We start from the raw sequence: 24,899 nt of genomic DNA on the forward strand, positions 1-24,899 counted from the left end.
TGGACATAAACTACACCATGAAAAAACACAACTACAGCGCAGGACCTTGTATTTTACCGCAAGAAGTTTTTGAAAAATCAGCACAAGCTATTTTAAATTTTAATGATTCCGGATTATCCCTTTTAGAAATATCACACAGAAGCAAGGATTTTGTTGCCGTTATGGACGAAGCGAGAACACTGGTTATTGAACTTTTAGGACTTGAAGGCAAAGGCTACAGCGCCTTATTTCTGGCAGGCGGAGCGAGTCTAGAATTTATTATGGCTCCCTATAACTTGATGAAAGAGGGCGGAAAAGCGGCGTATCTTGATTCCGGAACCTGGGCAGCTGGTGCTATAAAAGAAGCTAAGCTTTTTGGTGACACAGTAGTTGTTGCTTCCTCAAAAGACGAAAATTACAATCATATTCCAAAAGGATACGCAGTACCAGCAGATGCTGATTATTTTCACTGCACGAGTAACAACACTATTTTTGGTACACAAATGAAGGAATTCCCGGCGTTGGACATGCCAATTGTATGTGACATGAGCTCTGATATATTTTCACGACAATTAGACTTTTCTAAATTTGATTTGATTTATGCCGGAGCCCAAAAAAATATGGGACCAGCAGGAACTACCCTGATTGTTGTAAAAGAAGAAATCTTGGGTAAAAGTGGTAGAATAATCCCAAGCATGTTGGATTATACTAAACATATCAAAGCAGAAAGTATGTACAATACACCCCCTGTTTTTCCGGTTTATGCTTCCTTGTTGACCTTACAATGGTTGAAAAATCTTGGTGGTATTGCCGCTATTGAAAAAATAAACAATGCTAAAGCAGCGTTGATTTACGGAGAAATTGACAGAAACCCATTATTCAAAGGCGCTGCAGCTGTTGAAGATCGTTCGAACATGAATGCTACTTTCTTATTAAATGATGAAGCACATGCTGCCACATTTGATGCAATGTGGAAAGCAGCGGGAATTTCAGGTTTGCCCGGACACCGTTCAGTAGGTGGTTACAGAGCTTCTATGTACAATGCACTCCCGTTAGAAAGTGTTCAAGTATTAGTGGATGTAATGCAGGCTTTGGAAAAAGGAATTTAAAAATTAAAATATTGAATGATTTAAAGATTTGAAAAATCAATTTTTAATCAATCACACATTAAACAACATAGATTGAATCTTTAAATTTTTCAATCTTTAAATATAAAATACAAATGAAAGTATTAGCCAATGACGGAATTTCTAAAAGTGGAATTCTAGCTTTAGAAAAAGGTGGATTTGAAGTAATAACAACAAAAGTAGCACAGGAACAAGTGGCTAATTTTGTAAACGAAAATAATGTAAGTGTGGTCTTGGTACGAAGTGCAACTAAAGTTCGGAAAGATATCATTGACGCTTGCCCAGGGCTGAAAATCATAGGTCGTGGTGGTGTAGGTATGGATAATATTGATGTGGATTATGCTAAAAGCAAAGGGATTCACGTGATTAATACTCCAGCTTCATCCTCAGAATCAGTGGCTGAATTGGTTTTTGCACATTTATTTTCCGGCGTTCGTTTCTTGCATGATTCGAACAGAAATATGCCGCTTGAAGGAGATACCAACTTTGATGGTTTGAAGAAAGCTTATGCGAACGGAATTGAACTAAGAGGAAAAACACTGGGAATTGTTGGAATTGGCCGTATTGGTCAGGCTACCGCTAAAATGGCGTTAGGACTAGGAATGAAAGTGATTGCTGCCGATAGTTTTATCCCGCAAGTAGATGTTAAAGTCGAATTTTTTGACGGACAAGCTATCACGACCACAATCGTTTCTCAATCATTAGAATCTTTATTCAAAGAAGCTGATTTCATTACGTTACACGTTCCTGCACAAGATGGTTACATCATTGGAGAGGCAGCACTTGCTATTATGAAAGAGGGTGTAGGAATTGTAAACTGTGCCCGTGGCGGTGTTATTGACGAAGTTGCATTAGTAAAAGCATTAGACAGCGGAAAAGTATTATTTGCAGGATTAGACGTTTTTGAAAATGAACCAACTCCTGAAATGGCTATTTTGATGCATCATAAAATCTCGTTGACTCCACATATTGGAGCGGCAACAGGAGAAGCACAAGATAGAATTGGGACTGAATTAGCTTCCCAAATTATTAGTATATTAGGTTAGTGTTTTTCAAATTAAATATTTAATGAGAGGCTGTTTGATACAAACAGCCTCTTTTTTTGTTTAAAATCCTACCAATCAATGATTTGTTTTTCGTAACTTTATAATTCAATTTTTTATCATGAAAAAAAGTTACTGCATCATTATCGTTATTTTTTGTGTGATTTTGGGATGCACATCTTCTAAAACTGCATTTCCAAGTACTGAAAAATCTGTTGCCGCTCAAAGCGACACAGTTCGCATTGCAAATGAGGAACTGGAATACGAGGTGATAATTATTGATCCCGGTTTTAGCATGTGGCTTAACTCAAGGGCTTTTCCAAGAAATTATCATTCCCAACATTTTTTGGAAAGCAAAAACCAACTTTATGTGATGGAATGGAACAGTCGGGTGTTGCAACCGCAACGCTATGATCCCAATTTGTATGAATTGACAATCAATTATGACCTTAACATTGATTATGGGTATGAAGTAAATTATTTGATCTACAATTATATGATTTATTTTCAAAACACGCATAAACAAAAATTCTTTGGTTTTGTCCCCATCAGATAATGTCACTATCTTTGTATTGATTATAAATAAAAATGAACAAACTGAAACAGCGTTGGGGGATTGAAACTAATTTCCAACTTACCCTTATATTTATTGTTTTTGCAATAACCGGATCCGCATCGGCATGGTTGTCCGAACCTTTTTGTTTTTGGCTGGGAATTACTTCCGAAGAATTAGGGCATTGGTTTACTCCTGTTCGGTTAGTTCTAATTTTCCCCATCTATCAAGTATTATTAGTGTTAATAGGCTTTTTGTTCGGACAGTTCAAATTCTTTTGGACTTTCGAAAAAAAGATGCTTAAACGCATGGGATTAGAATTTATTTTTAAGAAATAACTAAAAACGCCTCGAATTACGAGGCGTTTTTGTTTTTAATTACATACTTGTAAATCCAAGTTAAGGTAAAGGTGGGAATAAAATCCGAAAACGGTAAAATTTCTTCCAGAAAAGTAATCACTCCTCCTACCCGTCCAATTGTTCCTTTATACATCCATGTCATCAAAAAACCGGCTAGAGGAGCCCAAATTACATCTGAAAACTCCCCTATAAAAGGGACAACGAACGAAAGCATACCGATGGCATCAAACAGAATTCCTAAAAAGAGATTTCTGGTCTTGCTACTTTCTGCGCTAACGGAAACCTGTTCTGTCATAGAATTTTGATTTTATTTTGGAATGCGTACAAATCTAGTGCCAATTATTTTTTGAGTTTATCCTGATATATTTTTTTTAATTTATCAATTTTGGGTGTGATCACATAACTGCAATATCCTTGTGTTTTGTTCTGATTGTAGTAGTTTTGATGGTAATCCTCCGCTACATAAAACTTTGTTGCTGATGAAATTTTAGTAACAATTGGTTTTTCAAATGTGTTTTCCGTAGTCATCAAAGCCATATAATCCTCGGATAACTGTTTCTGGAAAGGATTGTGGTAAAAAATTTCACTTCGGTATTGCGTTCCAATATCATTCCCCTGACGGTTCAAGGTTGTAGGATCGTGTGTGGCAAAGAATATTTCCAACAGCTCCCCAAAACTTATTTTATTAGGATCAAAAGTAATTTCAATCGCTTCGGCATGACCAGTGTCACCAGTACCTATTTGCTGATATGTAGGATTTACTGTGTTTCCGCCTATATATCCTGAAACTACCTTGCTCACGCCGTCTAGTTGTAAAAAAACTGCTTCGGTACACCAGAAACAACCTCCCGCGAAGGTGGCAACTTCCATTTTGTTTTGTATTTCCATATTTTTTGTTTCTATACTTTTAGGCAAAGTACTATTTTTTTCTTTTGCACAAAATGAAAAAGGCAATAGTGCTAAAAAAATCCCAATTATTTTTTTCATAACCTATTATTTAAGATCAAATTTATTCATTAAATCGTTGTGAATATCCACTCTTAACTAAAGTTTATAGTTTGTCAAAGGAAAATAAACGGTGTTCCAATTCATAATCATGAAAATCTTTGTTTCTTTGTAAAAATAGATTATAATGATACAAGCCAAAAATTTACATAAATATTACGATCAACTCCATGTGTTGAAAGGAGTTGATTTACATATTCAAAAAGGAGAGATTGTCTCTATCGTTGGTGCTTCAGGAGCCGGAAAAACAACACTTTTACAAATCCTTGGTACTTTAGACAAGCCAAGCCTTGAAAACGGAATTGAATTGCGCATCAACAATGAGGACATTCTGACGATGAATGACAAAAACTTATCCAAATTCAGAAACTTAAATTTAGGTTTTATATTCCAATTTCACCAATTGTTACCAGAATTTAGCGCATTAGAAAATGTGTGCATACCTGCTTTCATTGCTAATAAGCCCAAAGTTGAAACGGAAATTGAAGCTAAAAAACTACTGACTTATCTTGGTCTTTCCCATAGAATGAATCACAAACCCAACGAGCTTTCCGGCGGCGAACAGCAACGTGTGGCGGTGGCCAGAGCGCTTATTAATAAACCTGCTATCATTTTTGCTGATGAGCCTTCCGGGAATCTAGACACGGCTTCTGCTGAAAACCTACATCAATTATTTTTCAAACTGCGTGATGAATTGGGACAAACGTTTGTAATTGTAACACACAACGAGGAATTAGCCAATATGGCCGACAGAAAACTAATAATGGTAGACGGTTTGATTAGTAATTAGGAGCTATTTCCAGCTATACCTTGAAAGAACTAGCTGTACTTCCTAAAACAAAGTAGTATCCAAAGTCATCCTCAATAATGAATCCATCAGAACTTAAAGATTTCCTCGACGAAAAAGTCCTACAATACAACACACTTGATTTCATAGAAAGTGATCCGGTACAAATCCCGCATTTGTTTTCACAAAAAGAAGACATTGAAATTTCCGGTTTTCTCAGCGCTACTATTGCTTGGGGAAACCGTAAGATGATTATCAAAAATTCACATCGCATGATGGATTTAATGGGAAATGCACCGTATGATTTTGTCATGTCACATACAGAAAATGATTTGGAACAATTGGAATTGTTTGTACACCGCACTTTCAACGGACAGGATTTTGCTAGTTTCATCAGAAGTTTACAGCACGTTTATGCCAATCATGGTGGTTTAGAAGCGGTTTTCAGCAAACATCAGGAAACCCATTCGATGCAAAAAAGCATCCATGAATTCAAGAAAATATTTTTTGAAATTCCGCACCCGCACAGGACCCAAAAGCACATCTCCGATCCGCTGAACAATTCAGCAGCAAAGAGAATTAACATGTACCTCAGGTGGATGATTCGTCAAGATAATAAGGGAGTCGATTTAGGAATCTGGAAAAGCATTTCTCCCGCTTCATTATCTTGTCCCTTGGATGTACATTCCGGTAATGTAGCCCGAAAATTAGGTCTCTTGACACGCAAACAAAATGATGGAAAAGCCTTGTCTGAATTAGATACAAACCTTCGTAAATTAGATGGTATAGATCCTGTTAAATATGATTTTGCTTTGTTTGGACTGGGGATTTTCGAGGGATTTTAGCAGGGGTAAAAGTTAATTTAATTTTAGGGGATTTTTTTTCTATGGTGTAAAATAGTTTACATTAAAATAACCCGAAAATTTCATCTGTCATAAATAGCCTTAGAAAAATCGAACTTAAACTTGATGAAAACCTACTTGTGGATATGCAAATAAAAACTGCACATTAAGTTAAGCTACATTTTTGTAATTAATTTGATTGTTAAATTCTTCAATAGTTGCATAATTTAAAGCAGAATGTCTCCTTTTTCTGTTGTACCAAATTTCAATGTATTCAAAGATTTCCAGTTTCATTTGTTCTTTTGAAATCAGTTTGTTTCCATAAATCAATTCCGTTTTCAAGGATTTAAAAAAGCTTTCCGCTACTGCATTATCCCAACAATTTCCTTTGCGACTCATACTGCGGGTTATTTTTTTATAGGAATCAAGAACATTTACAAACTTTTTGCTAGCATATTGAACACCTCTGTCGGAATGAAAAATCAAACCTTCCTCAATATTTCGGTTTTTAACGGCCATTTTCCAAGCTCCAAGCGTAGTTTCATCTGTACTCATTCCATCGCTCAAACTCCAACCTATAATTTTTCGGTCGTATAAATCCATAATAGTTGTCAGGTATACAAATCCCTCTTTAGTTTGAATATAGGTGATATCAGAAACCCAAACTTTTGAAGGCATTTTGACAACAAACTCCCTATTTAATATATTTTCGACGATTAAGTAATTATGATTTGAGTTGGTCGTCACTTTGAATTTCTTGCTTAATTTACTTCGCAAGCCTAACTGTTTCATATATTTTGCTACAGTAATTCTTGAAATTTTATAACCAATACTCAGAAGTTCTAATGTTATTCTAGGACTTCCATATCTTTGCTTGGCTGCAAAATAAATCAATGTTATCTGTTCTTTTATGGTAATTTTTAGTTGTTGTCTTGCTGTGATTGCTTGTTTTTTCCATCGGTAATAACTTCCGCTGCTCACTTGTAGAACTTTGCACATTTTTTCAATCGGGAATAGTTGTTCATTGCTTTTTATGAAACTATAAATCATCGACCGCTCTTGGAAAAAATGCCGATTGCTTTTTTTAATATATCACGTTCTAACTCGGCATCTTTGAGTCTTTTCTCCAGTTCGTGGATTTTTTCTTGCTCGGGAGTGAGTTTTAAATTTCCTTTCCCAGGAAAACTTCCTTCTCCAAATTCCTCAAACTCTTTACGCCATTTATACAACTGTGGTGCTGTGACTCCCAATTCTCTGGCGAGTTCTGATACATTTGTTCTATCATAACTCAATTGAACGGCTTTTTCTTTAAAAGCTTTATCATAAATTTTGCGGACTTGTTTCATAGGCTAAAATTAAGATTATTTCTTAACTTAATGTGATGGCTAAGTTAGCATGTCCACTTGCGTATCTTCGCTTAAAATATTTATCCTTTACAATTGTGTTTTTAAAATTCTATTTATTGGATCTTGAAAGCCACCTATTCTTTTGTCTTCTTTTCGATTAAAATGATGGCTCCAAACCAAAAATTTTGACTTTAAAAAAAACAAAAAATTTGTTTGGATAAAAAAGTATTGAGGTCAGTATTAAATTTCATATATTTAAAGTCTATAAAAGACCGATAAAATGGTAATTCCCAAAGGTCAAAACCTTATAGAGTTTGCTGAACGCTTTAATAGTGATTAAATTTGTAATAATACCTTTTAAAAATAAAATGCTCAGAGAAGTATGTTTGTAGAAACTGTAGTCATACTAAAAGTCAAATTCGCAAAGACTATACAAGAACCTAAAACATTTGTAATGATACTGAATAAACTATGGCTAATACGCTATTCCATAAAGTAAAATTTGGATTAAGAAAAGCATTTTTCATTTGCTTTGAAATGGCTACAACCACAAAAAGTCTTTCTGCATCTCAAATGGGTGTTCAATTTGGAGTTCAAAAAAAAATAGCAAGAATGTTTATGTAAAAAGTTCGAGAAGCAATGAAATCAAGTAAAAATTTTCCATGAAAGGGATTATAAATGTAGATGAATCCGTTGTTGGTGGTTTGGAGAAAGGCAGATAATATTTGTCATAAAGAAATAATATGCGGTTAGATACCGACCTCAAGAAACTAATTCATTAAAAATAAAAACTATTCAATATGCGATTGCGTATATAAGTAATAGGAACGATATATTGTTGCGTATTATAATGTCAAACCTATAATAAAGACTGAGGTTGAGTTAAAAACAAATACAACATTATTTTAATCTCATTACTTAATTAAATATTAATAATAATTTTAATTTAGATTTTCCAAATATAATCCATGAAACAAAAATTTATAACAGTACAAAAACTAAATAAAATGGACGAACTTATACTGTTTTTCCCCTTAAAAATAAAAGACAAAAACCGTACTTTATTCCCAAAATTAAAAGCAGTAGACAATGAGTGATTTGAAAAAAATCGTCTTGGCTGAAGATAATTCTATTTTTTTATTATTATTAAAGTTTCGATTGGAAAAAGAGGGCTATAAAATCCTGACAGCTGTAAATGGAAAAGAAGCACTTGAAATAATAGAAGAACACAATCCTGACTTAATTTTGACTGATATCATGATGCCTTTTATTAGTGGTTTAGAAGTTATCAGCTATGTAAGAAATAAATTGAACCTACAAATCCCAATCATCGTTTTTTCATCGGCGGGACAAGAGGAAATTGTTCTTAAAGCATTTGATTTAGGCGCTACTGATTTTATGAGTAAGCCTTTAAGTCCTAACGAACTAGTGATTAGAGTAAAAAGATTATTGCGCTAACAAGTCCCTATAAAGAACCCTGGGGTTGCTATATGAATACAAATTATTACTTACTTGACTATTTCAATGGGTCACCACTTATCATTCAAGTGGCATGGATGATAAGTGGTCTTTTTATTCTTATTCTTCTTCCTCTAATACTATACTTGAAATATTTGAGAAGCCATCTGAGAAAAAAAGAACGGATTACGGCTGAATATGAAAGCAAATATGAAACGCTTCTAATCCGATATCTATATTCTGGAGATGAAGAACAAGAGATCAGTCCGGAACAGCAAGTGATAATAGATGAATTAAAAGACTCTCTAACGGATCTATTCAAACGAAAAATTTTAATTGCTGTTTTGCTAAAGTTAAAAAATGAGGTTTCAGGAGAAATTGATGAATCTATTCAAAAACTCTATTTTCAAACTGGTCTTATCAACTACACTTTATCGCAATTAAAGCATAAAAAATGGTATATTATTGCCAAAGTAATCCGGGAATTAAAGCAATTTAAGGTAAAGGAAGCACATGATGAAGTGATTGTTCACATAAACCATCCCCGAAGAGAGGTTCGAAAAGAAATGCAATTGTATATGGTCAATTTATTTTATTTTGAAGGACTGAATTTTTTAGACATTTTAGAAACACAACTGTCTGAATGGGATCAGATTCAATTATTAGAAGTCCTACAAAGACTGGAAAATCAGAATATCTCTAATATTAAATCCTGGTTGGGTTCCCCTAATGATTCAGTAGTCATATTTTCTTTGAAACTAGCAAAAACGTACAATCAGTTTGAAGCAAAAGAGGAACTAATCCATTTGTTGTACCACATTAATAAAAAAATAAGACTAGAGTCCATTCAAGTATTGAGTTATTTAAATGCCTCAGAAGCCAAAGAAATTTTGAAAATCAATATAGAGCAACGCAGTCCGGAGGAACAAATTGCTTTTTTTAAAATGATGGAAAATTTATATGAAACCAGTGACGAATTGTTTCTGATGCAATACATACATTATACAATTTTTGAAATTAAGGTTTCCTCATTAAAAATTTTAAAAATCCTTAATACCGAAAAATTCAATCTGCTTAAATTAGAATCTTCTGATCCACAATTTTTGAAAATTGTTAATTTTATTGAAAACAATTAAGTATGGGAAACAGTACTGAACAAATTATATTTGAAACAATCCATTATTTGTTTTTTATTTATAGCATGACGGCTATAGTGTCTTATCTCATACTTGCCGCCATTTCTGCTGTAGAAACAATAGAATACAAACGAAAAAACAGTTTTGTGAATTACATAGAAATATTATCTTCAAATAGCTCCCCTTCCATTTCAATTATAGCTCCAGCCTATAATGAAAGTTTAAATATCGTTGAAAACGTACGCTCTTTATTGTCAAACCACTACGTAAATTATGATGTAATTATAGTAAATGACGGTAGCAAAGATGACAGTTTAGAAAAACTCATTCTGGTGTATGAACTAGTGCCCGTATCCTTGCTTATTAACGAACAAATCCCAACCAGACCGCTCAGAAAAGGAATTTACAAATCAACAAATCCTGCATTTGAAAAATTAATTGTTGTTGACAAAGAAAACGGAGGAAAAGCAGATGCTTTGAATATGGGCCTTAATATAAGCAACAGTAAGTATGTTGCCTGCATAGACGTCGATTGTTTATTGCTTGAAGATTCACTCCAAAAAATGATTAAACCCTTTCTTGAAACTACTGACAGAAGAGTTATTGCTGCTGGAGGAGTCATTAGAATTTCGAATTCATGCATTGTCAAAGAAGGCAAGTTGCAAGATATCAATTTTCCTAAAAAATTACTAGAGCAAGGCCAGATCCTAGAATACATTCGTGCTTTTTTATTAGGAAGAATGGCCTGGAGCAGACTTAATGGGTTGTTAGTGATTTCCGGCGCTTTTGGCTTGTTTGACAAAAAAATTGCGATCAGGGTAGGCGGTTATGACATCCGTACGGTAGGAGAAGACATGGAACTTGTAGTACGAATGAGAGGCTACATGGAAGAACAGAAAAAAAAATACAAAGTTGCCTATATTCCTGATCCGCTGTGTTGGACGGAAGCACCTGATAATTATAAAACATTTATTTCACAAAGAAACAGATGGACTCGCGGAACTATTGAAACTTTGAGAAGACATCGAAAAGTTGGATTTAATCCAAAATACAAGGCGCTGGGAATGCTGAGTTATCCCTATTGGTTTTTTTTCGAAAGAATGGCTCCTATCATAGAAGTGGCAGGTCTGCTCTATTTTGGAATTCTTATTGTGTTTAATCAAGTACGCTGGGATTATTCACTTGCCTTTTTACTTTTAGCCTATTTATTTACCGTTTTTTTTTCTTTAATATCCTTAATTACAGAAGAACTCACCTATCATCAGTATAAAAAGAAAGGAACAGGCGTTCACTTATTGCTAATTGCTTTTTTAGAACCATTTGTCAATCATCCCTTTATTTTATATGCAGCGATTCAAGGGAATAGCGATTACTATTTTAATAAAAAGAAAAAATGGGGAGAAATGACCCGAAAAGGAATGACTAAAGCATCTAATTAAACGCAAATGAAAACGAAATTTACTTATAAAAAAAGTTTAGAATATATTTACGCTACGGTTTCGTTGATCCTTATATTTTGTCTGTTGAGTTTCATTGATGTATTCAAAAATTTTGAATTACTGTCATTTATTTATAAAGTATTTAATGATTTTTTTACGGGAATACTCCTCGGAATATTATTTTTTCCACTGTATTTAGGATTAGAATATATAAAAAATACTATTGGAATACTGGTTATCAGAATACTATTCTCCAGTATCGTACTCATCCAAGTTGGATTAACGGGATACAGCCTTACCACTCATATCAATCTTGGAGCAGACCTTCTAGGTTATTCATTGAGTGATATGTACACCACTGTTTCTGCATCTTTATCCTTATCCTTGCTGACATTTTTACCTTTTGTAGTTATACCTGCAATGTATTGGGGACTGAACTGGTTGTTCCATTTATTTAGACATAAAATCAACACAAAAATTTTACTTCTAGTGGTATTCTTTTTTGGAAGTTTGAATTTATTAATTGCCAATAGCAATAAAACTGCTTCTCAAAACAAATTAAATTTTTTGTTGAGTGATATTCTAAGAGCTAAAAATGACATCGCTTTAGCGTCTCAAGGCGACTTCTCTTTTAAGAAAGAATACCCATTAGAACGAGCCTCTGAAGAAACTAAAGATGTCCTGGCTTCGTTTTTTAACATTCAAAAAGAGAAACCAAACGTGGTTTTTATAATTGTTGAAGGACTTGGTAGCGATTTTACTAACAATGGCGATTATAAAGGTTTCACGCCTTACCTTGACGCCTTGGTATCAAAATCGCTTTACTGGGAGAATTTCGTGAGCAATGCAGGTCGAACATTTGGCGCACTCCCTTCATTAATAGGTTCGTTGCCGTTTGGAAAAAATGGCTTTATGGAATTGAATCCCTTACCCAAGCACAATTCACTAATCAGTATTTTGAAATCAAATGGATACACTACCAATTATTTTTGTGGTGATGACTCCAGTTTTGACAAAAAAAGTAATTTCCTGGAATACAATGGTATCGATAAAATTGTAGATATCGATAAATTTGGCCCAGGATATACAAAAACAAAGAAAAATGCAGGCGGTTTTTCCTGGGGCTATCCTGATGCGGAGATTTTTCGTAAAACATTATCTGAATTAAAAGATACTAAACAACCTCGCCTGGATATCATCATGACGCTTACCAATCACGAACCCTTTAATTTTCCTTCTAAAAAAGCGTATTTAGAAAAAGTAGAACGCATTTTAGAAACCAAATCATATTTTGAAAAAGACAAATGGAACGATTACAAAGATATTTTTGCGTGTTTGTTGTACACAGACAATGCGATACAGAATTTCATGCAAGCCTATGCTAAAAGACCCGAGTATGCAAACACCATTTTTATTATTACGGGGGATCACAGGTTAATTCCAGTTCCTCAAAAAGATAATTTATCCCGTTTTCATGTTCCTTTTTACATTTACAGCCCCATGTTGAAGAAAACGGCAACATTCAAATCTATTTCTTCCCATAGCGATGTTACTCCAAGTTTAATTTCTTTTTTGACAAATAATTATGAATTTAATCCATTAGAAAAAACGACCTGGCTTGGTCAGGGACTCGACACCGTGCGAGAATTCAGAAATATCCATAGCATTCCGCTGATGCGATACAAAGGAAGCATCAATGATTATATTTATAAGGACTATTTCTATTCTGATGGGACTGTATTTAAGATTGATAAAAATTTAAATCTTAGTGAAGCAAATAACGACATGACTGAAACGATAAGCAATTTTTTTACTGATTTCAAAAAATTAAATGCTTATTTAACTACAAAGAATAAAATCACAAAGGCTGCTACAAGCTTTAAGAAACCTGCTTATACGTTTACTGCTGAAGAATTTTTGACCATTAAAAAATTAACAAAAGGATTGAATCGTGATCAGGTTTTCTTTTTAGCCAGAGAATTAGCATTTACAAAAGAGCGTGAAAAATCCCGATTATTATGTGATTACATCTTGAATGAACTTCCTAATTATGGCGAAGTAAGAACACTCAAAGGCCGAACGTTAGCTTGGGATGGCGATTATAAAAACGCCGAAAAAGAATTATTGGAAGTTATCAACAGAACCCCTTTTTATAGCGATGCCTATTTAGCACTGATGGATGTGTATTGGTGGTTAGGGCAAAACAATAAAGGGGTCGCAATTGGCAAGCTAGCATTGGGTAATCAAATAAATGATGCAGAATTGGGTTATAAACTGGCACAAGCATACTATAGAATTCACAATCTAAAAAATTCAAACACACTGATTGATAGCCTATTGATACTATATCCTAAAAATAAAGAATACTCTAATTTTAAAAAAAATCTGAAAAAATGATTTCAAAAATAATGCTAAAACTACTTTTTCTAGCCCTGTTTTTTTGCGGCTTTCAAATGTCCGCACAAGAAACTAAATTTGAGGGAGATCCTGATGCTTCTTTTGAAATTGCTCGCAATTTAGCTTTTAATCAACAACGCAAGCAGGCACAAGACACCTTGTTATTCATTTTGACAACATATCCTAATTACCATGATATCCGCTCTTTTTTAGCGACAACCTATTCTTGGGACGGCGACTATAAAAAAGCAAGAAAAGAATTTAATTATGTCCTCGAAAAAGACATTGAGAATAAAACTACCTGGATAGCTGCCATAAAAAATGAATTGTGGGGAGATTTGCCATTTGCCGCATTAGAAATGACAAATAATGCTTTAAAAATATTTCCAAAAGACACTGAACTATTGTATTTGAAGGCGAGCGCACAAGAAAACAGCAATAATACATTAGAAGCATTAAGCACGATTCAGCTCCTATTAGATACAAATCCGGAGGATCAGAAAGCCAAAGACTACAAGGCGAATTTAAACAATGGCTTGAGCCAAAATGCCATAGGAATAACTTCCTCCGTAGACCTTTATTCCGATGTTTTTGATCCAATGCAATACCATGCGCTAATGTACAGGCGGCAAACGAAATACGGAAGCATCATAGGAAGAGTAAATTTCAACAGGAGATTCAACGAAAATGGAGTGCAATATGAAGTAGATTTATACCCAAAAATTACAAAAGGACTATATGCCTATGTGAATTTTGGCATCGCCAGTACTTTTTTGTTTCCAGATATAAAATATGGTGCTGAATTATTTAAATCACTACCTAAAAGCTTTGAAATTTCCCTAGGATTCCGCACCTTGAAATACAATACTACCACCAATATTTATACTGGATCTCTGGGCTGGTATACCGGAAACAGTTATTTATCTTTCCGTCCTTACTTTACTCCCGGAGTAACAGGAACCAGTATATCCGGGACTTTTACCTATAGAAAATACCGAAGTGACGCTGATAATTATTTAGGAGTAGCCGTTAGTATGGGTTTCTCTCCGGAAATTAATCAGTTCGCTATTGATGAAAATGCAGCTAAATTTGTCGCCTTAGAAGCCCAAAGAATTAATCTTGGGTATTATTTTACCTCATCTAATAAGCAAAATGCCTGGGGAACACAATTAGCGGTTACACACCAAGAAATAATATTTGACCAAGGAAATTTCTTTTGGATTTATTCTCTAGTACTTTCATGGGAATTAAAATTCAAATAACCGATTCCCATTTCTAATTTAATTTTCCAAATCTTTTTTTGCTTCAAAAGAAGGATTCTTCATGTATAAAAAATCGAACTCACTGTTTCTAAAAACCAATAAAACAAATGCTGAAAAACTGCTTTTTGTTAAAAACGATTCTGCTTTTTTAAGATTATGTGTTTTGAAGCATTTTAATGCAATACATCAAAAATATTTTTTTTTGATGTATTTTATATGTTATATTATAGTGCAAAATATTAATAATCAAATACCTATTAAAAAAAATTCCACTTGACAAACATTAATTTAAGTAAATGATTGAAAATAGTATGATTCGCTTTAAACGCAGTTTAAAAGGAAAAACATCCGAGCAAATCAATATTTTTTATCAAGCACCATAACTTGATAAATATTCAGCTGGTTTAATTCTTCATTTCAGAAGCTTTTACAGATGCCAAAATTTTTATCTTTATCCAATTTGTTATTGAGTAAAGTCGAAATAAATAGTATAAACGATATTCAGGATTAATTTAAATGTATAGATTTGCAGTAGGATTTTTAATCAATAAGTGTATTTTTTTTTCAGGACGAGACACGGCTATGTAAGAAAAGAACTTTTAATACAATTAGTTCTCATGATTCATCCGCCCAAACGCTGTGATGAAATAGACGGAATTGCTTGTGAAATATTAAACGGAACGCCAGATTTTTGTTCTGTACCATTTATTGTAAAGTCCGGCATACAAATTTTTGTGGAAACTAAGGTATCACAGAGTGTTTGGCATGGTAAACGGATCATTTTCAGAGTCAGCTAAAGATATATCTCAAATGAAACTATCAGAAAAAAAATTTTTAAAAATATTTCATCACAATCCATCTGCTTGTAGTTTAAGTGATTTGGTTACAGGAGAATATATTGAAGTGAATGACGCATTTTGCAATTTGCTCGGATTTGATAAAAATGAAGTCATAGGTAAAGCATCTGTGGAATTTGGTGTTTTAACACTTGAAAGTCTAAATACCCTATACTTGAAGATAGATGCCAATGAAAAAGTATCTAACCTGGAAGCAAATCTGATAGCGAAGAATGGAGATGTGAAGCATGTGCTGTTATCGGCAGATAATGTATATATCCGGAATAAAAAATGCCGTTTTACTGTTGTCCATGACATTACCAATCACATACAGGCCAAGCAGGCGCTGGAAGTAAGCGAAGGAAAATACAAAACCTTGCTAAATGCATCTCCCGATGGTATTTTATTAATCAATATGAAAGGAGTCATTACTGAGGTTTCTGAAATCGGGCTTGAATTATTTGGCACCGATACCAAAGATGATTTGGTAGGCAAAAAAATTTTCCGATTCATTCCATTTGATGAAAAAAATACGATAAGAAAAATCATTGAAAAGACAATGAATGAAGGACTATCACAAAATATTGAATTAAAAATTAGAAAGCTAAATCAATCGTTATTTGCCGGTGAAACGAGTGTCACTTTAATACAGGACCCGGATGGGGTATCCTTATCATTCATGATCATCATCCGTGATATTTCACAACGTAAGAAGATAGAGGCAAAACAACTTCATGCCGACCGGATGGCCAACCTTGGAGAAATGGCCACAGGTATTGCACATGAGATCAACCAGCCATTAAATATCATTTCTATGGTAATGGATAAGATTTTATTTGAGTCTGCCAAAACCGAAACTATCAACATTGAATTCCTTGAAAATAAATCAAGCAAAATTTTTGAAAATATAATCCGGATCAGGAACATTATAGATCATATCAGGGCATTTTCAAGAAACGACAGCGATTACATATTGACAGCTTTCGATATTAATTCAAGCATCGAAAATGCCGTTACTATATCAATAGAACAGTTGAAACACCTTGGAATCAACCTGAACCTCCAACTTGATAAACAAATTCCTCATATAGTTGGCAATACCTACAAATTTGAGCAGGTTATTATTAATCTGCTGGCCAATGCCAAAGATGCAATAGAAGAAAAGCAAAGCATACAGGAAGATTATTTTGAAACACTCATTGGGATCAGAACGTATCAGCAGAATCAATTTCTAATCGTAGAAGTTACAGATAATGGTATTGGCATTGGAAATAACGATATCAATAATATTTTACTTCCTTTTTATACTACAAAAGATGAAGGAAAGGGAACCGGAGTTGGATTATCAATCTGTTATCAGATAATCAAGGAAATGAACGGAACCATAGACATAACGAGCGATCATTTTTATGGAACGAAAATAAAACTAGTTTTGGATACTCAAAAGAAAAAGTAAAAATGGAAAAAAAAGAGAAAATAAAAATCTTGATCATTGATGATGAGAAGCAATTCACAGAAGAATTGATTGGTTTTTTTCTGGATTCAGACTTTGAATTTTATGAGGCCAACACAGCCGCAGAAGGGAAAAAAGTATTAAAAAATAATAAAATTGATCTTTTAATCCTTGACGTGCGGTTGCCTGGTGTGAATGGCCTTGATATTCTGAAAGAGGTAAAAATCCAATACGCTGAGATGGAAGTCATCGTCATTTCGGCTCATGGCGATATGGATACGGTGATCAAAGCCATGCGATTTGGGGCATTCGATTATTTGCGCAAACCTTTCCGGTTTATTGACATTCAGATTGCGATTGAGCGTACCCGAAAATATCTTCAGATGCAACGAAGGCTGAAGCAGATGGAAGAAAAGAACTCATTAATATCCAAAACCCTCGAAGATAAAATCAACCGACAGTTTATCGGAGTCAGCCCACAGATTTTGAATGTATTTGAACAAGCCATCATCGCCGCAAATTATCCCGATGCTAATGTGCTGATAACCGGCGAAAGTGGAACCGGAAAAGAAAATATTGCCAGAATCATACATTATTCGAGCGAAAAGAAGGATCCTGTTTTTTGTGCCGTTAATAGTAGTGCCATTACAGAATCACTTTTGGAAAGCGAATTTTTTGGCCATAAAAAGGGATCGTTTACCGGTGCCATCTCCGATAAAATGGGTTACTTTGAAGTGTGTAACGGCGGTACCCTATTTCTTGACGAAATCGCAGATATGCCATTAAACCTACAGGCGAAAATTCTGCGTGCCACGGAAGAAAAGGTAATCACCCGGGTGGGGGATACAAACCCGATACATACTGACTTCCGGATTATTTCTGCCACCAATCATGATATTTATAAAAAAGTGGAGCAAAAAAAATTCAGGCTCGATCTGCTTCACCGGCTCAATACACTGCATATACATATTCCGCCCCTTAGGGAAAGGCCAGAAGATATCAAACCTCTGTTGATCCATTATGTTGATGACTATGCAACGAAATTTAAAAAACCAAACATTCATATCTCCAAAGAGGTTTTTGATGCGCTCCTAAAATATGATTTTCCTGGAAATGTCAGAGAATTGAGAAATATGACCGAAAGGGCCCTCATTCTTTGCAAAGGCAACCTGCTCGGGATAAATGACTTCCCTGTAAAATCGCAAAAAACATCCTCATCGGAAGCTCATTCTGATTCAGTCAATCTGAGAACCCACGAAATTAAAATGGTACGTAAAGCTCTACAAAATTGCAAATGCAATCAGACGGCTGCAGCTGATATGCTGGGAATTACCCGCGATGCTCTCTTGCGAAAAATGAAAAAGTACAATATATCTGTTAATAAAAACGAAGAGTAAAAAACGATAACCAACAATTCTTCTGATATAAAAAGTATCATTCAATTCAGGAGATCTCAGATCAGGTCTGGGAAGGGTCAATGTTATTATCAGATTCGGGAAGGACGGTCAGGTTAGGAATGCTCCTTGACTCAGGAAGTCTCGGACTTACAAATTTACCTATCCGTTTTGTAAGTTGAATTCGTTAACCTTTTTGTGGATAATGTAACTGACGAAGTTAATTGCACTTAACCATTTGTTGAGAGCCTGCCTACCAGATGAAGTTCTCCCATTTCCGCACATGTGTGCGATAATTTCAATTATTATCCATTTTTACTAATCTTTTCGTAAAAAATATATTAATATAATTTATTTTTTTTATAAAAAATCACAATTAATTAATGATATTGAAATAATGTCTTGTTTGTTTTTAACTCAACCCCAGTCTTTACTGAAGGTTTGACATTATAATATGCAACAATATATCGTTCCTATCACTTATATAAACACCTATATACCTTAATTACAGCATACTGTACTGTATAATACAATGCAATATTCCTGTTTACTTACTTTTCGGCACACTACTTGTAATACGCTCAGAACAAGAGGTAAGCCGTCTCTCTAATTTGTAAAGCACGGTTTTATTAATAACTTAATTTAATAAAAAATGGCAGTAGAAAAAACAATTGGATCATCTAGCCTCGTAGAGGTTATTGATCGTATCTTGGACAAGGGTGTTGTAGTTGATGCCTGGGTAAGAGTTTCGTTGGTAGGTATTGAGTTACTTGCTATTGAAGCAAGAATCGTTGTTGCCTCAGTTGAAACATACTTAAAGTATGCAGAAGCAATTGGATTAACTGCTAAAGCCGCTTAGGCATTTGTAGTTAAAAAATAGGTGTTCTTGCTAAATCATCCTTACGGATTAATGCTCGGAAGCATGATTTACCAAGAATTTCTATTTCAAACTCATCAATCCCTATTTTTCATCAACCTATTCAACCACAATGAATACTCAACCTGAATTAAATATAGATGGTTTTTTTGACAATATTATAACATCTTATGAAAGCCGGATTCAAAAAATTCAAACTGTCTTTCAATCATCCGAAAATATTACAGAATCATCTTATTCCTTGTTCGGGAATGTCAATAATTCTCTAAACGAACTTACAAAGGAAATAGAGATATTAAATTCCAGACTTAGCGAAACTCTGGCAAAAAATGGCTCCCTGCGAAAAAAAGATTACAATACAATAATGTCGTGTATTTTTGATATAATCGATGAAAAGAGAAGCGAAGCCGAAAGCCAGTTTTTGAATTTTGTTGAAACCCAGAAAGAAACTGCCCAATCGCTTAAGAATGGTCTGTTAGGTCTTAAAGACATTACCTCACCAGATGCGCTGGAAAGAATAAGCATCATCAAAGAGCAGCTTTCTCAAATCCCCAAACTACAGGAAATGAGAAAGGAAAAGGTAATGAAAACATTCTTGAATTTTCAGAAAATACATAACAGTATGATAGAATGCCTTGAAAACTTACTTAAAAAAGGCGATAATATTCTGGTAAAGGATATAAAAAAAGTTAAAGATCAAATAATTAAAGAGAATCAAGGCCTTATGTCAAGTATCCAATAGGGTAAATAACCATAGGGAATTAAATATTCATTAATAATTAAAAAATAAAAAATGAGACTATCATCAGAAATGAAAAATTTAAGCGAAGACATACTTGCTTCATTCAAAAAAAGAAACAAGGAAAATGAAGAGCTTGTAATTGAAGTACAAAAAACCCTTGATGGATTTCAAAAGGATCATCAAGAGATGTCAGTGGCTTTAAATGCCAATGCTGTAGCTTTAAGAGTAAAACTTGAAAAGGACGAACAAAAACGGTTAAAAGATTCAGATATTTCCTTGAAAAAAATTAGTAAAGAAAATAAGAATATGGCAACAGCTCTAAGAGCAGGGTTAAATGAGGGTGAAAAAAATAGAATGAAAGAATTTGTTGCTCTTATGAAAAGTATCAACAATAAGATTTCAGAGATTTTTACTTACACGGATAATTTGCTTGAAACTAACGAAACAGAAAGGCTCAAGGAATTTGCTAGCCTTATGAAAAACATAAATACAGAAGTTTCAGATATTTTTACATATACCCATAGTTTGCTTGAGAAAAGCGAAACGGACAGGCTTGAAGAATTTTCCATCCTTATGAAAGGTATAAATGGAGAGATTTTAAGGATTTTCACATATACTCATAATTTGCTTTCTAACGGCGAAATAGCAAGGCTTAAGGAATTTGATGTAGTAATGAAAGGGATCCAAAATGATGTGAAAAACCTTAAAAAAGCAATTAAAGCGCTACTTGGTGATTATGCGAAAGACAGAGGTGATGCATCAGCATCATGGAAAAAAATGTCGGAAATTCTTACTCAATTACGAAATAAAGTTGTTGCTCAGCCTAAGGAAGTAGCTAAAAAAATTGAAAAAAAAGAAGTTAAAATAGAAACTCCAGTTAAAGAAGTAAAGGTAATTCAGGTTGAAGTACAGCAAAAAGTGGAAACCAAAGCAGTAATCCCAATAACTTTGGAAGAGAAAGTAACGGATTATATCAACAACCATCCACAAGGTGTAAGAATTTCAGAAATGGAAGAGCCACTGGGAGAAACACGCATGAAGCTTGGGTTTGTAGCTAAAAATTTATTAGATGAGGGGAAAGTTCAAAAAGTTGAAAATATTTACTTCCCGATAAAATAATATCCTGTACTGAGCAAGAGTTGTGGGGCATTTTCTTCAACTCAGCATTTTTAATTTATAATTGATATAAAAACCATGTCAAAAACAATCAGTTGCACATTTTGTAATGGTCTTGGAAAGGATCCTTATGATTTACTCTCACCAATGTCGGGTTGTCAGGTTTGTAAAGGAACTGGGCAGGTTGAAGTGGAGAATCCTGCAATAGCCTGTGTTTTTTGTTCGGGTACAGGTAAAAATCCGCTGGGAGCCAGAGTCCCTTGTATTGTATGTGGTGGAAAGGGAAGTAATTATTGCCAAAGCAATACAAAATGTTCGCAATGTAAGGGTACAGGAAAATCAAATGACGGCTTGCCTTGTACACGTTGTAAAGGCAAAGGATATGAAGGTAATTAACAATGAACAATACCAGCAACACAATAAGGAAAGGTCTTACGAAAAGATTAGAGGCCATGGCTAAGCATTATGCCCGCAAGGAAGAATTTGTAAAAACAAGGGCAAGAATGATACAAGACATTGAAGAGGCGAGGAACATTTGGAAATTGACTCTGGAACAATTACCTAAACAGGAGTTTTAATCAAATAATAAAGGTGAAAATTATGGAGAATAAAATAATGAACAATGAAACTAACACGGTCCTTGAACCTAAGCCCATGTCGGATTTTGTTGAGACAGCGTACATTAAAGATATTACAGAGCGTAGTCTTACCTACATAAAAGCAGGATTTCCAGTACATTTCAGAGGCCCATCTGGAACTGGAAAAACAACTGTGGCTATGCATTTAGCAAGTAAAATTGGAAGACCAGTAGTCATTATTCATGGCGATGCGGAGTATAAAACATCCGATCTGGTTGGTAGCGAGTCTGGATATAGATTTAAAAAATTAGACGATAGATTTATACATAGTGTTCACAAAGTTGAGGAAGACATGGAAAAAAAATGGGTGAATAATCGTTTAACAATAGCAGTTAAAAATGGTTTCACACTTATTTATGATGAATTTACTCGCTCACGTGCCGAAGCTAATAATATATTACTGCCCATCCTTCAGGAAAAAATGATGAGCACCTCGGCAGGAAAAGAAGAGGATTATTATATGAAAGTACATCCAGAATTTCGTGCCATCTTTACTTCAAATCCTGAAGAATATGCGGGTGTTAACCGGACTCAGGACGCATTGCGCGACAGGATGGTAACCATGGATCTCGATCATTTTGATTACGAAACTGAGTTACAGATTACCAGGGCTAAATCAAACCTTACATTGGACGATGCTGAAAAAATCATAAAGATTGTGAGAGGCTTACGCGAATCTGGGAAAACAGAATTTGACCCAACCGTTCGTGGCTCTATTATGATTGCAAAAACTTTGGCAACCATAAATGCAACTCCTTCTAAAAACAACGAAATGTTTAGATTAATATGTCAGGATATACTTACTTCTGAAACCAGCAGGGTTGGCTCAAAAACCAATCAGGAAAAGGTTAGATTAATTGTTAATGAACTGATCGAAAAAAATTGCTAATTACCCATCAACTAATATAATATATTATGCCAACTTCAAGTGCAGTAAAAGGGATTGGAAGTATCAAAACAATGTACAATACAAAAAAATCAGCCATTTCAAATAATGAAGGTTCTGATTTTTTAAAAATGTATATGCTTGAAAAGGAAAGAACTCGTTTGCGAAGCGAAGAAATATTGATTTCGCGAAGACTTAATATCATTCAAATTAGGCTAAACGAAATTCAAGAGTTTTATAATGGACAATCTATACTGCTCCAAAATCCAGATAGGACAGAAAGCTATCAAACAAACAAAGATGAGGAGAAACCGAATTTTAAAACCATGTCGATAGACTATTAAAAACAATACGCTTATTATGTCACAAACACAACCCACCCATTCAATTAATGCGACTGGCCTTGCTGATATTCTTGAAAGAGTACTCGATAAAGGGATTGTAATAGCAGGTGATATTAAGATACAAATAGCTGATATTGATTTACTTACTATAAAAATTAGACTGCTGGTTTGTTCAGTTGACAAGGCCATGGAGATGGGTATCAACTGGTGGCAGGAAGATACTTACCTGTCCACTAAAGCTAGAGAAAAAGAGCTGATGCAACAGCATGAAACTTTAGAGGCTCGTCTGGAAAAGCTTGAAGCTATTAGTAAACCATTATAATTTACAGAACCTAATAAATTATCAATAAAATGGAAAACGATAAAAATAAAGGAAAAAGAGACGAAGCTGATTTTGAAATTTTCGGGCTTGGCGGTTTGTTCAAAGGCATCGAAAAATTGGTTGACCTTGCGGGAAAGCTCGAAGAAAAGGCCGGAATAAGTAAGGAAGGGGAGATCAATTTTGATCATATCAAAAAAGGCATGAAAGGCGTTTATGGCTTTACCATCAACACGGCAGGTGGTGGTACCCCAAAAGTGGAAACTTTCGGGAACATAAAAAAAACACCCGAAGGGCCTAAAGTAGATGAAGAGCGGGAACCGATAACAGACATCTTTGATGAAGAGAATGAAATTGTTGTCATTGCCGAAATGCCTGGAATAGAGGAAAATGACCTTATAATCGACTTGAAGGAAGACATTCTTGAAATTTCTGCGATCAGCAAAAGCCGAACATACCGAAAAGAATTACTGCTTCCGGTAAAAGTCATTAAAGAAAATTTAAGTCACAAATTCATCAACGGTATCCTTGAAATCAATATTAAAAAATAAAATCATGGCACTTGAGTGCTTAGAAAACAAGGACTTAAAACTCATTATTTTCGGAGGAAAAGGTGGTGTTGGAAAAAGTGTTTGTGCCATAGCTACTGCCCTGGCATTATCTAAAAATTTTAAAACGCTACTTATATCTACCGATCCGGCTCATTCCGTATCAGATTGTCTCGAACAAGAAATTGGTTTTAAAGTAGTAAATGTTGACGGTACAGCTAACATGTCGGCCCTTGAAGTAGATGCCGACAAAGCACTTTCCAATTTTAAAACAGAACACCGGAATGAGCTGAAAAAACTTTTTGATACCTCTACAAATCTTGACAGCGAGGACATCGATGAAATGCTGGACTTATCAATACCCGGCATTGATGAGATGATGAGTTTTAAAACCATCATTGATTTTATTGAAGAAGGTGGATACGATAAATATGTGGTGGATACAGCACCCACCGGGCATGCATTGCGATTGATTTCATCTCCAAAGTTATTGGATGATTGGATAAAAGTTGCAGCCAGAATGAGATGGAAATACCGCTATATGGTTACCAGTTTTTCGGGGTCCTATCAACAGGATGAGGTGGACGCATTGTTATTCAGCCTGAAAAAAATAGTAAAAAGAATCCAAAACCTGTTGCGGGATAAAACCAAATGTGAATTTATTCCTGTATGTATCCCCGAAGCGATGGCTACCATGGAAACAGACAGACTGCTTGCTGATCTTAGCGCATCCGGAATAATTGCGAGGCAGATTATCGTGAACAATGTAATGGTTTCGGATGATGGTGATTTTTGCAAAAGAGTAAAGGCTAATCAATTACCTTATTTACAAGAGATTAAAAAAACGTTTAGCAATTTAAATATAGTTCAAGTGCCAAAATTTGCTGAAGAAATTAAAGGACTGGAAGCGTTGGATAAATTGAGACAAGTATTGACAAGTTAATAAAGCGGTTGAAGAGTTTATGAAATGTCCCTTTGAAAATTTTGAAGTTTGGAAAACGCCAATGAAACTG

27 protein-coding genes and 1 pseudogene are annotated in these 24,899 nt (G+C 34.5%); 25 read left to right on the top strand and 3 right to left on the bottom strand.

What is annotated here, in order from left to right:
• Positions 1-17: 17 nt before the first annotated feature.
• The 4 genes from serC (at position 18) to EKM01_RS06480 (ending at position 3,040) form a co-directional block, all read left to right on the top strand.
• A complete protein-coding gene (serC, locus tag EKM01_RS06465) occupies positions 18-1,088 on the top strand; it encodes a 3-phosphoserine/phosphohydroxythreonine transaminase (protein ID WP_126462272.1) in 1,071 nt (356 codons plus the stop codon).
• A 113-nt stretch (positions 1,089-1,201) separates the two neighbouring features.
• Positions 1,202-2,152, top strand: a complete 951-nt coding sequence (locus EKM01_RS06470; RefSeq protein ID WP_126454547.1) for a D-2-hydroxyacid dehydrogenase — start codon at positions 1,202-1,204, stop codon at positions 2,150-2,152.
• A gap of 118 nt (positions 2,153-2,270) precedes the next feature.
• Entirely contained in the window at positions 2,271-2,705 is a 435-nt protein-coding gene (locus EKM01_RS06475) for a DUF6146 family protein (protein WP_126767487.1), read from the top strand.
• Between the two features lie 32 nt (positions 2,706-2,737).
• Complete coding sequence (locus EKM01_RS06480) at positions 2,738-3,040, top strand: DUF6787 family protein (protein WP_126462279.1); 303 nt, start codon at positions 2,738-2,740, stop codon at positions 3,038-3,040.
• A 16-nt stretch (positions 3,041-3,056) separates the two neighbouring features.
• On the opposite strand, the gene EKM01_RS06485 is transcribed toward EKM01_RS06480, so the two are convergent.
• Positions 3,057-3,356: a hypothetical protein gene (locus tag EKM01_RS06485; protein ID WP_126462282.1), complete on the bottom strand. Its 300-nt coding sequence runs from the start codon at positions 3,354-3,356 to the stop codon at positions 3,057-3,059.
• A gap of 44 nt (positions 3,357-3,400) precedes the next feature.
• Positions 3,401-4,048, bottom strand: coding sequence for a peptide-methionine (S)-S-oxide reductase MsrA (gene msrA / locus EKM01_RS06490; protein ID WP_126767490.1), 648 nt, complete (start codon positions 4,046-4,048; stop codon positions 3,401-3,403).
• Positions 4,049-4,193: 145 nt separating this feature from the next.
• Between msrA and EKM01_RS06495 the strand changes: the two genes are divergently transcribed.
• A complete protein-coding gene (locus EKM01_RS06495) occupies positions 4,194-4,856 on the top strand; it encodes an ABC transporter ATP-binding protein (RefSeq protein WP_126454557.1) in 663 nt (220 codons plus the stop codon).
• A 77-nt stretch (positions 4,857-4,933) separates the two neighbouring features.
• Positions 4,934-5,698 (top strand): TIGR02757 family protein, encoded by a 765-nt coding sequence (locus tag EKM01_RS06500; protein WP_126767493.1) that lies wholly within the window; start codon positions 4,934-4,936, stop codon positions 5,696-5,698.
• A 168-nt stretch (positions 5,699-5,866) separates the two neighbouring features.
• Here the strand turns inward: EKM01_RS06500 and EKM01_RS06505 are convergent.
• A protein-coding gene (locus EKM01_RS06505; protein ID WP_233584118.1) for an IS3 family transposase occupies positions 5,867-7,041 on the bottom strand; the annotation gives its coding sequence in 2 pieces (ribosomal slippage) (positions 5,867-6,774 and positions 6,774-7,041; 1,176 coding nt in all).
• 340 nt (positions 7,042-7,381) lie between these two features.
• Here EKM01_RS06505 and EKM01_RS06510 point away from each other — a divergent pair.
• The 19 genes and pseudogenes from EKM01_RS06510 to EKM01_RS06590 form a co-directional block, all read left to right on the top strand.
• Positions 7,382-7,760: pseudogene (locus EKM01_RS06510) on the top strand (IS1595 family transposase); the annotation flags it as partial.
• A 249-nt stretch (positions 7,761-8,009) separates the two neighbouring features.
• On the top strand, positions 8,010-8,138 hold the full coding sequence (locus tag EKM01_RS14915; protein ID WP_255416239.1) for a hypothetical protein: 129 nt from the start codon (positions 8,010-8,012) through the stop codon (positions 8,136-8,138).
• Positions 8,131-8,499, top strand: a complete 369-nt coding sequence (locus EKM01_RS06515; protein ID WP_126462291.1) for a response regulator transcription factor — start codon at positions 8,131-8,133, stop codon at positions 8,497-8,499. The genes EKM01_RS14915 and EKM01_RS06515 overlap by 8 nt, the downstream gene beginning before the upstream one ends.
• Before the next feature lie 32 nt (positions 8,500-8,531).
• Positions 8,532-9,635: a hypothetical protein gene (locus EKM01_RS06520; RefSeq protein WP_126568580.1), complete on the top strand. Its 1,104-nt coding sequence runs from the start codon at positions 8,532-8,534 to the stop codon at positions 9,633-9,635.
• 2 nt (positions 9,636-9,637) lie between these two features.
• A complete protein-coding gene (locus tag EKM01_RS06525) occupies positions 9,638-11,074 on the top strand; it encodes a glycosyltransferase family 2 protein (protein WP_126462297.1) in 1,437 nt (478 codons plus the stop codon).
• 6 nt (positions 11,075-11,080) lie between these two features.
• Positions 11,081-13,471 carry an LTA synthase family protein gene (locus EKM01_RS06530; RefSeq protein WP_126767496.1) on the top strand — a complete coding sequence of 797 codons (2,391 nt, stop codon included), beginning with the start codon at positions 11,081-11,083 and terminating at the stop codon, positions 13,469-13,471.
• Positions 13,468-14,733: a YaiO family outer membrane beta-barrel protein gene (locus tag EKM01_RS06535; RefSeq protein WP_126767499.1), complete on the top strand. Its 1,266-nt coding sequence runs from the start codon at positions 13,468-13,470 to the stop codon at positions 14,731-14,733. The genes EKM01_RS06530 and EKM01_RS06535 overlap by 4 nt, the downstream gene beginning before the upstream one ends.
• An 810-nt stretch (positions 14,734-15,543) precedes the next feature.
• Positions 15,544-17,025 carry a PAS domain S-box protein gene (locus tag EKM01_RS06540; RefSeq protein ID WP_158614852.1) on the top strand — a complete coding sequence of 494 codons (1,482 nt, stop codon included), beginning with the start codon at positions 15,544-15,546 and terminating at the stop codon, positions 17,023-17,025.
• Between the two features lie 2 nt (positions 17,026-17,027).
• The gene (locus EKM01_RS06545; RefSeq protein WP_126554235.1) at positions 17,028-18,419 is read left to right on the top strand and encodes a sigma-54 dependent transcriptional regulator; all 1,392 of its coding nucleotides are present in this window, start codon (positions 17,028-17,030) and stop codon (positions 18,417-18,419) included.
• A gap of 649 nt (positions 18,420-19,068) precedes the next feature.
• The gene (gene gvpA, locus EKM01_RS06550; protein WP_126462316.1) at positions 19,069-19,275 is read left to right on the top strand and encodes a gas vesicle structural protein GvpA; all 207 of its coding nucleotides are present in this window, start codon (positions 19,069-19,071) and stop codon (positions 19,273-19,275) included.
• Between the two features lie 130 nt (positions 19,276-19,405).
• Positions 19,406-20,035 (top strand): hypothetical protein, encoded by a 630-nt coding sequence (locus EKM01_RS06555; protein WP_126462319.1) that lies wholly within the window; start codon positions 19,406-19,408, stop codon positions 20,033-20,035.
• 51 nt (positions 20,036-20,086) lie between these two features.
• Complete coding sequence (locus EKM01_RS06560; protein ID WP_126462322.1) at positions 20,087-21,154, top strand: hypothetical protein; 1,068 nt, start codon at positions 20,087-20,089, stop codon at positions 21,152-21,154.
• 75 nt (positions 21,155-21,229) lie between these two features.
• Positions 21,230-21,547, top strand: coding sequence for a hypothetical protein (locus EKM01_RS14550; protein ID WP_158614853.1), 318 nt, complete (start codon positions 21,230-21,232; stop codon positions 21,545-21,547).
• A 56-nt stretch (positions 21,548-21,603) separates the two neighbouring features.
• Positions 21,604-21,729: a hypothetical protein gene (locus EKM01_RS14920; RefSeq protein ID WP_255416378.1), complete on the top strand. Its 126-nt coding sequence runs from the start codon at positions 21,604-21,606 to the stop codon at positions 21,727-21,729.
• A 22-nt stretch (positions 21,730-21,751) separates the two neighbouring features.
• On the top strand, positions 21,752-22,678 hold the full coding sequence (gene gvpN / locus EKM01_RS06570) for a gas vesicle protein GvpN (RefSeq protein ID WP_233579299.1): 927 nt from the start codon (positions 21,752-21,754) through the stop codon (positions 22,676-22,678).
• A 26-nt stretch (positions 22,679-22,704) separates the two neighbouring features.
• Entirely contained in the window at positions 22,705-23,019 is a 315-nt protein-coding gene (locus EKM01_RS06575) for a hypothetical protein (protein ID WP_126554233.1), read from the top strand.
• Between the two features lie 16 nt (positions 23,020-23,035).
• Positions 23,036-23,341: a gas vesicle protein gene (locus EKM01_RS06580; protein ID WP_126462327.1), complete on the top strand. Its 306-nt coding sequence runs from the start codon at positions 23,036-23,038 to the stop codon at positions 23,339-23,341.
• A 29-nt stretch (positions 23,342-23,370) separates the two neighbouring features.
• Positions 23,371-23,889 (top strand): Hsp20/alpha crystallin family protein, encoded by a 519-nt coding sequence (locus EKM01_RS06585; protein ID WP_126462330.1) that lies wholly within the window; start codon positions 23,371-23,373, stop codon positions 23,887-23,889.
• 4 nt (positions 23,890-23,893) lie between these two features.
• The gene (locus EKM01_RS06590) at positions 23,894-24,829 is read left to right on the top strand and encodes an ArsA family ATPase (RefSeq protein WP_126462333.1); all 936 of its coding nucleotides are present in this window, start codon (positions 23,894-23,896) and stop codon (positions 24,827-24,829) included.
• The last annotated feature ends 70 nt before the right edge of the window (positions 24,830-24,899 follow it).

Source organism: Flavobacterium sp. RSP46, assembly GCF_003984825.1.
GTDB lineage: Bacteria > Bacteroidota > Bacteroidia > Flavobacteriales > Flavobacteriaceae > Flavobacterium.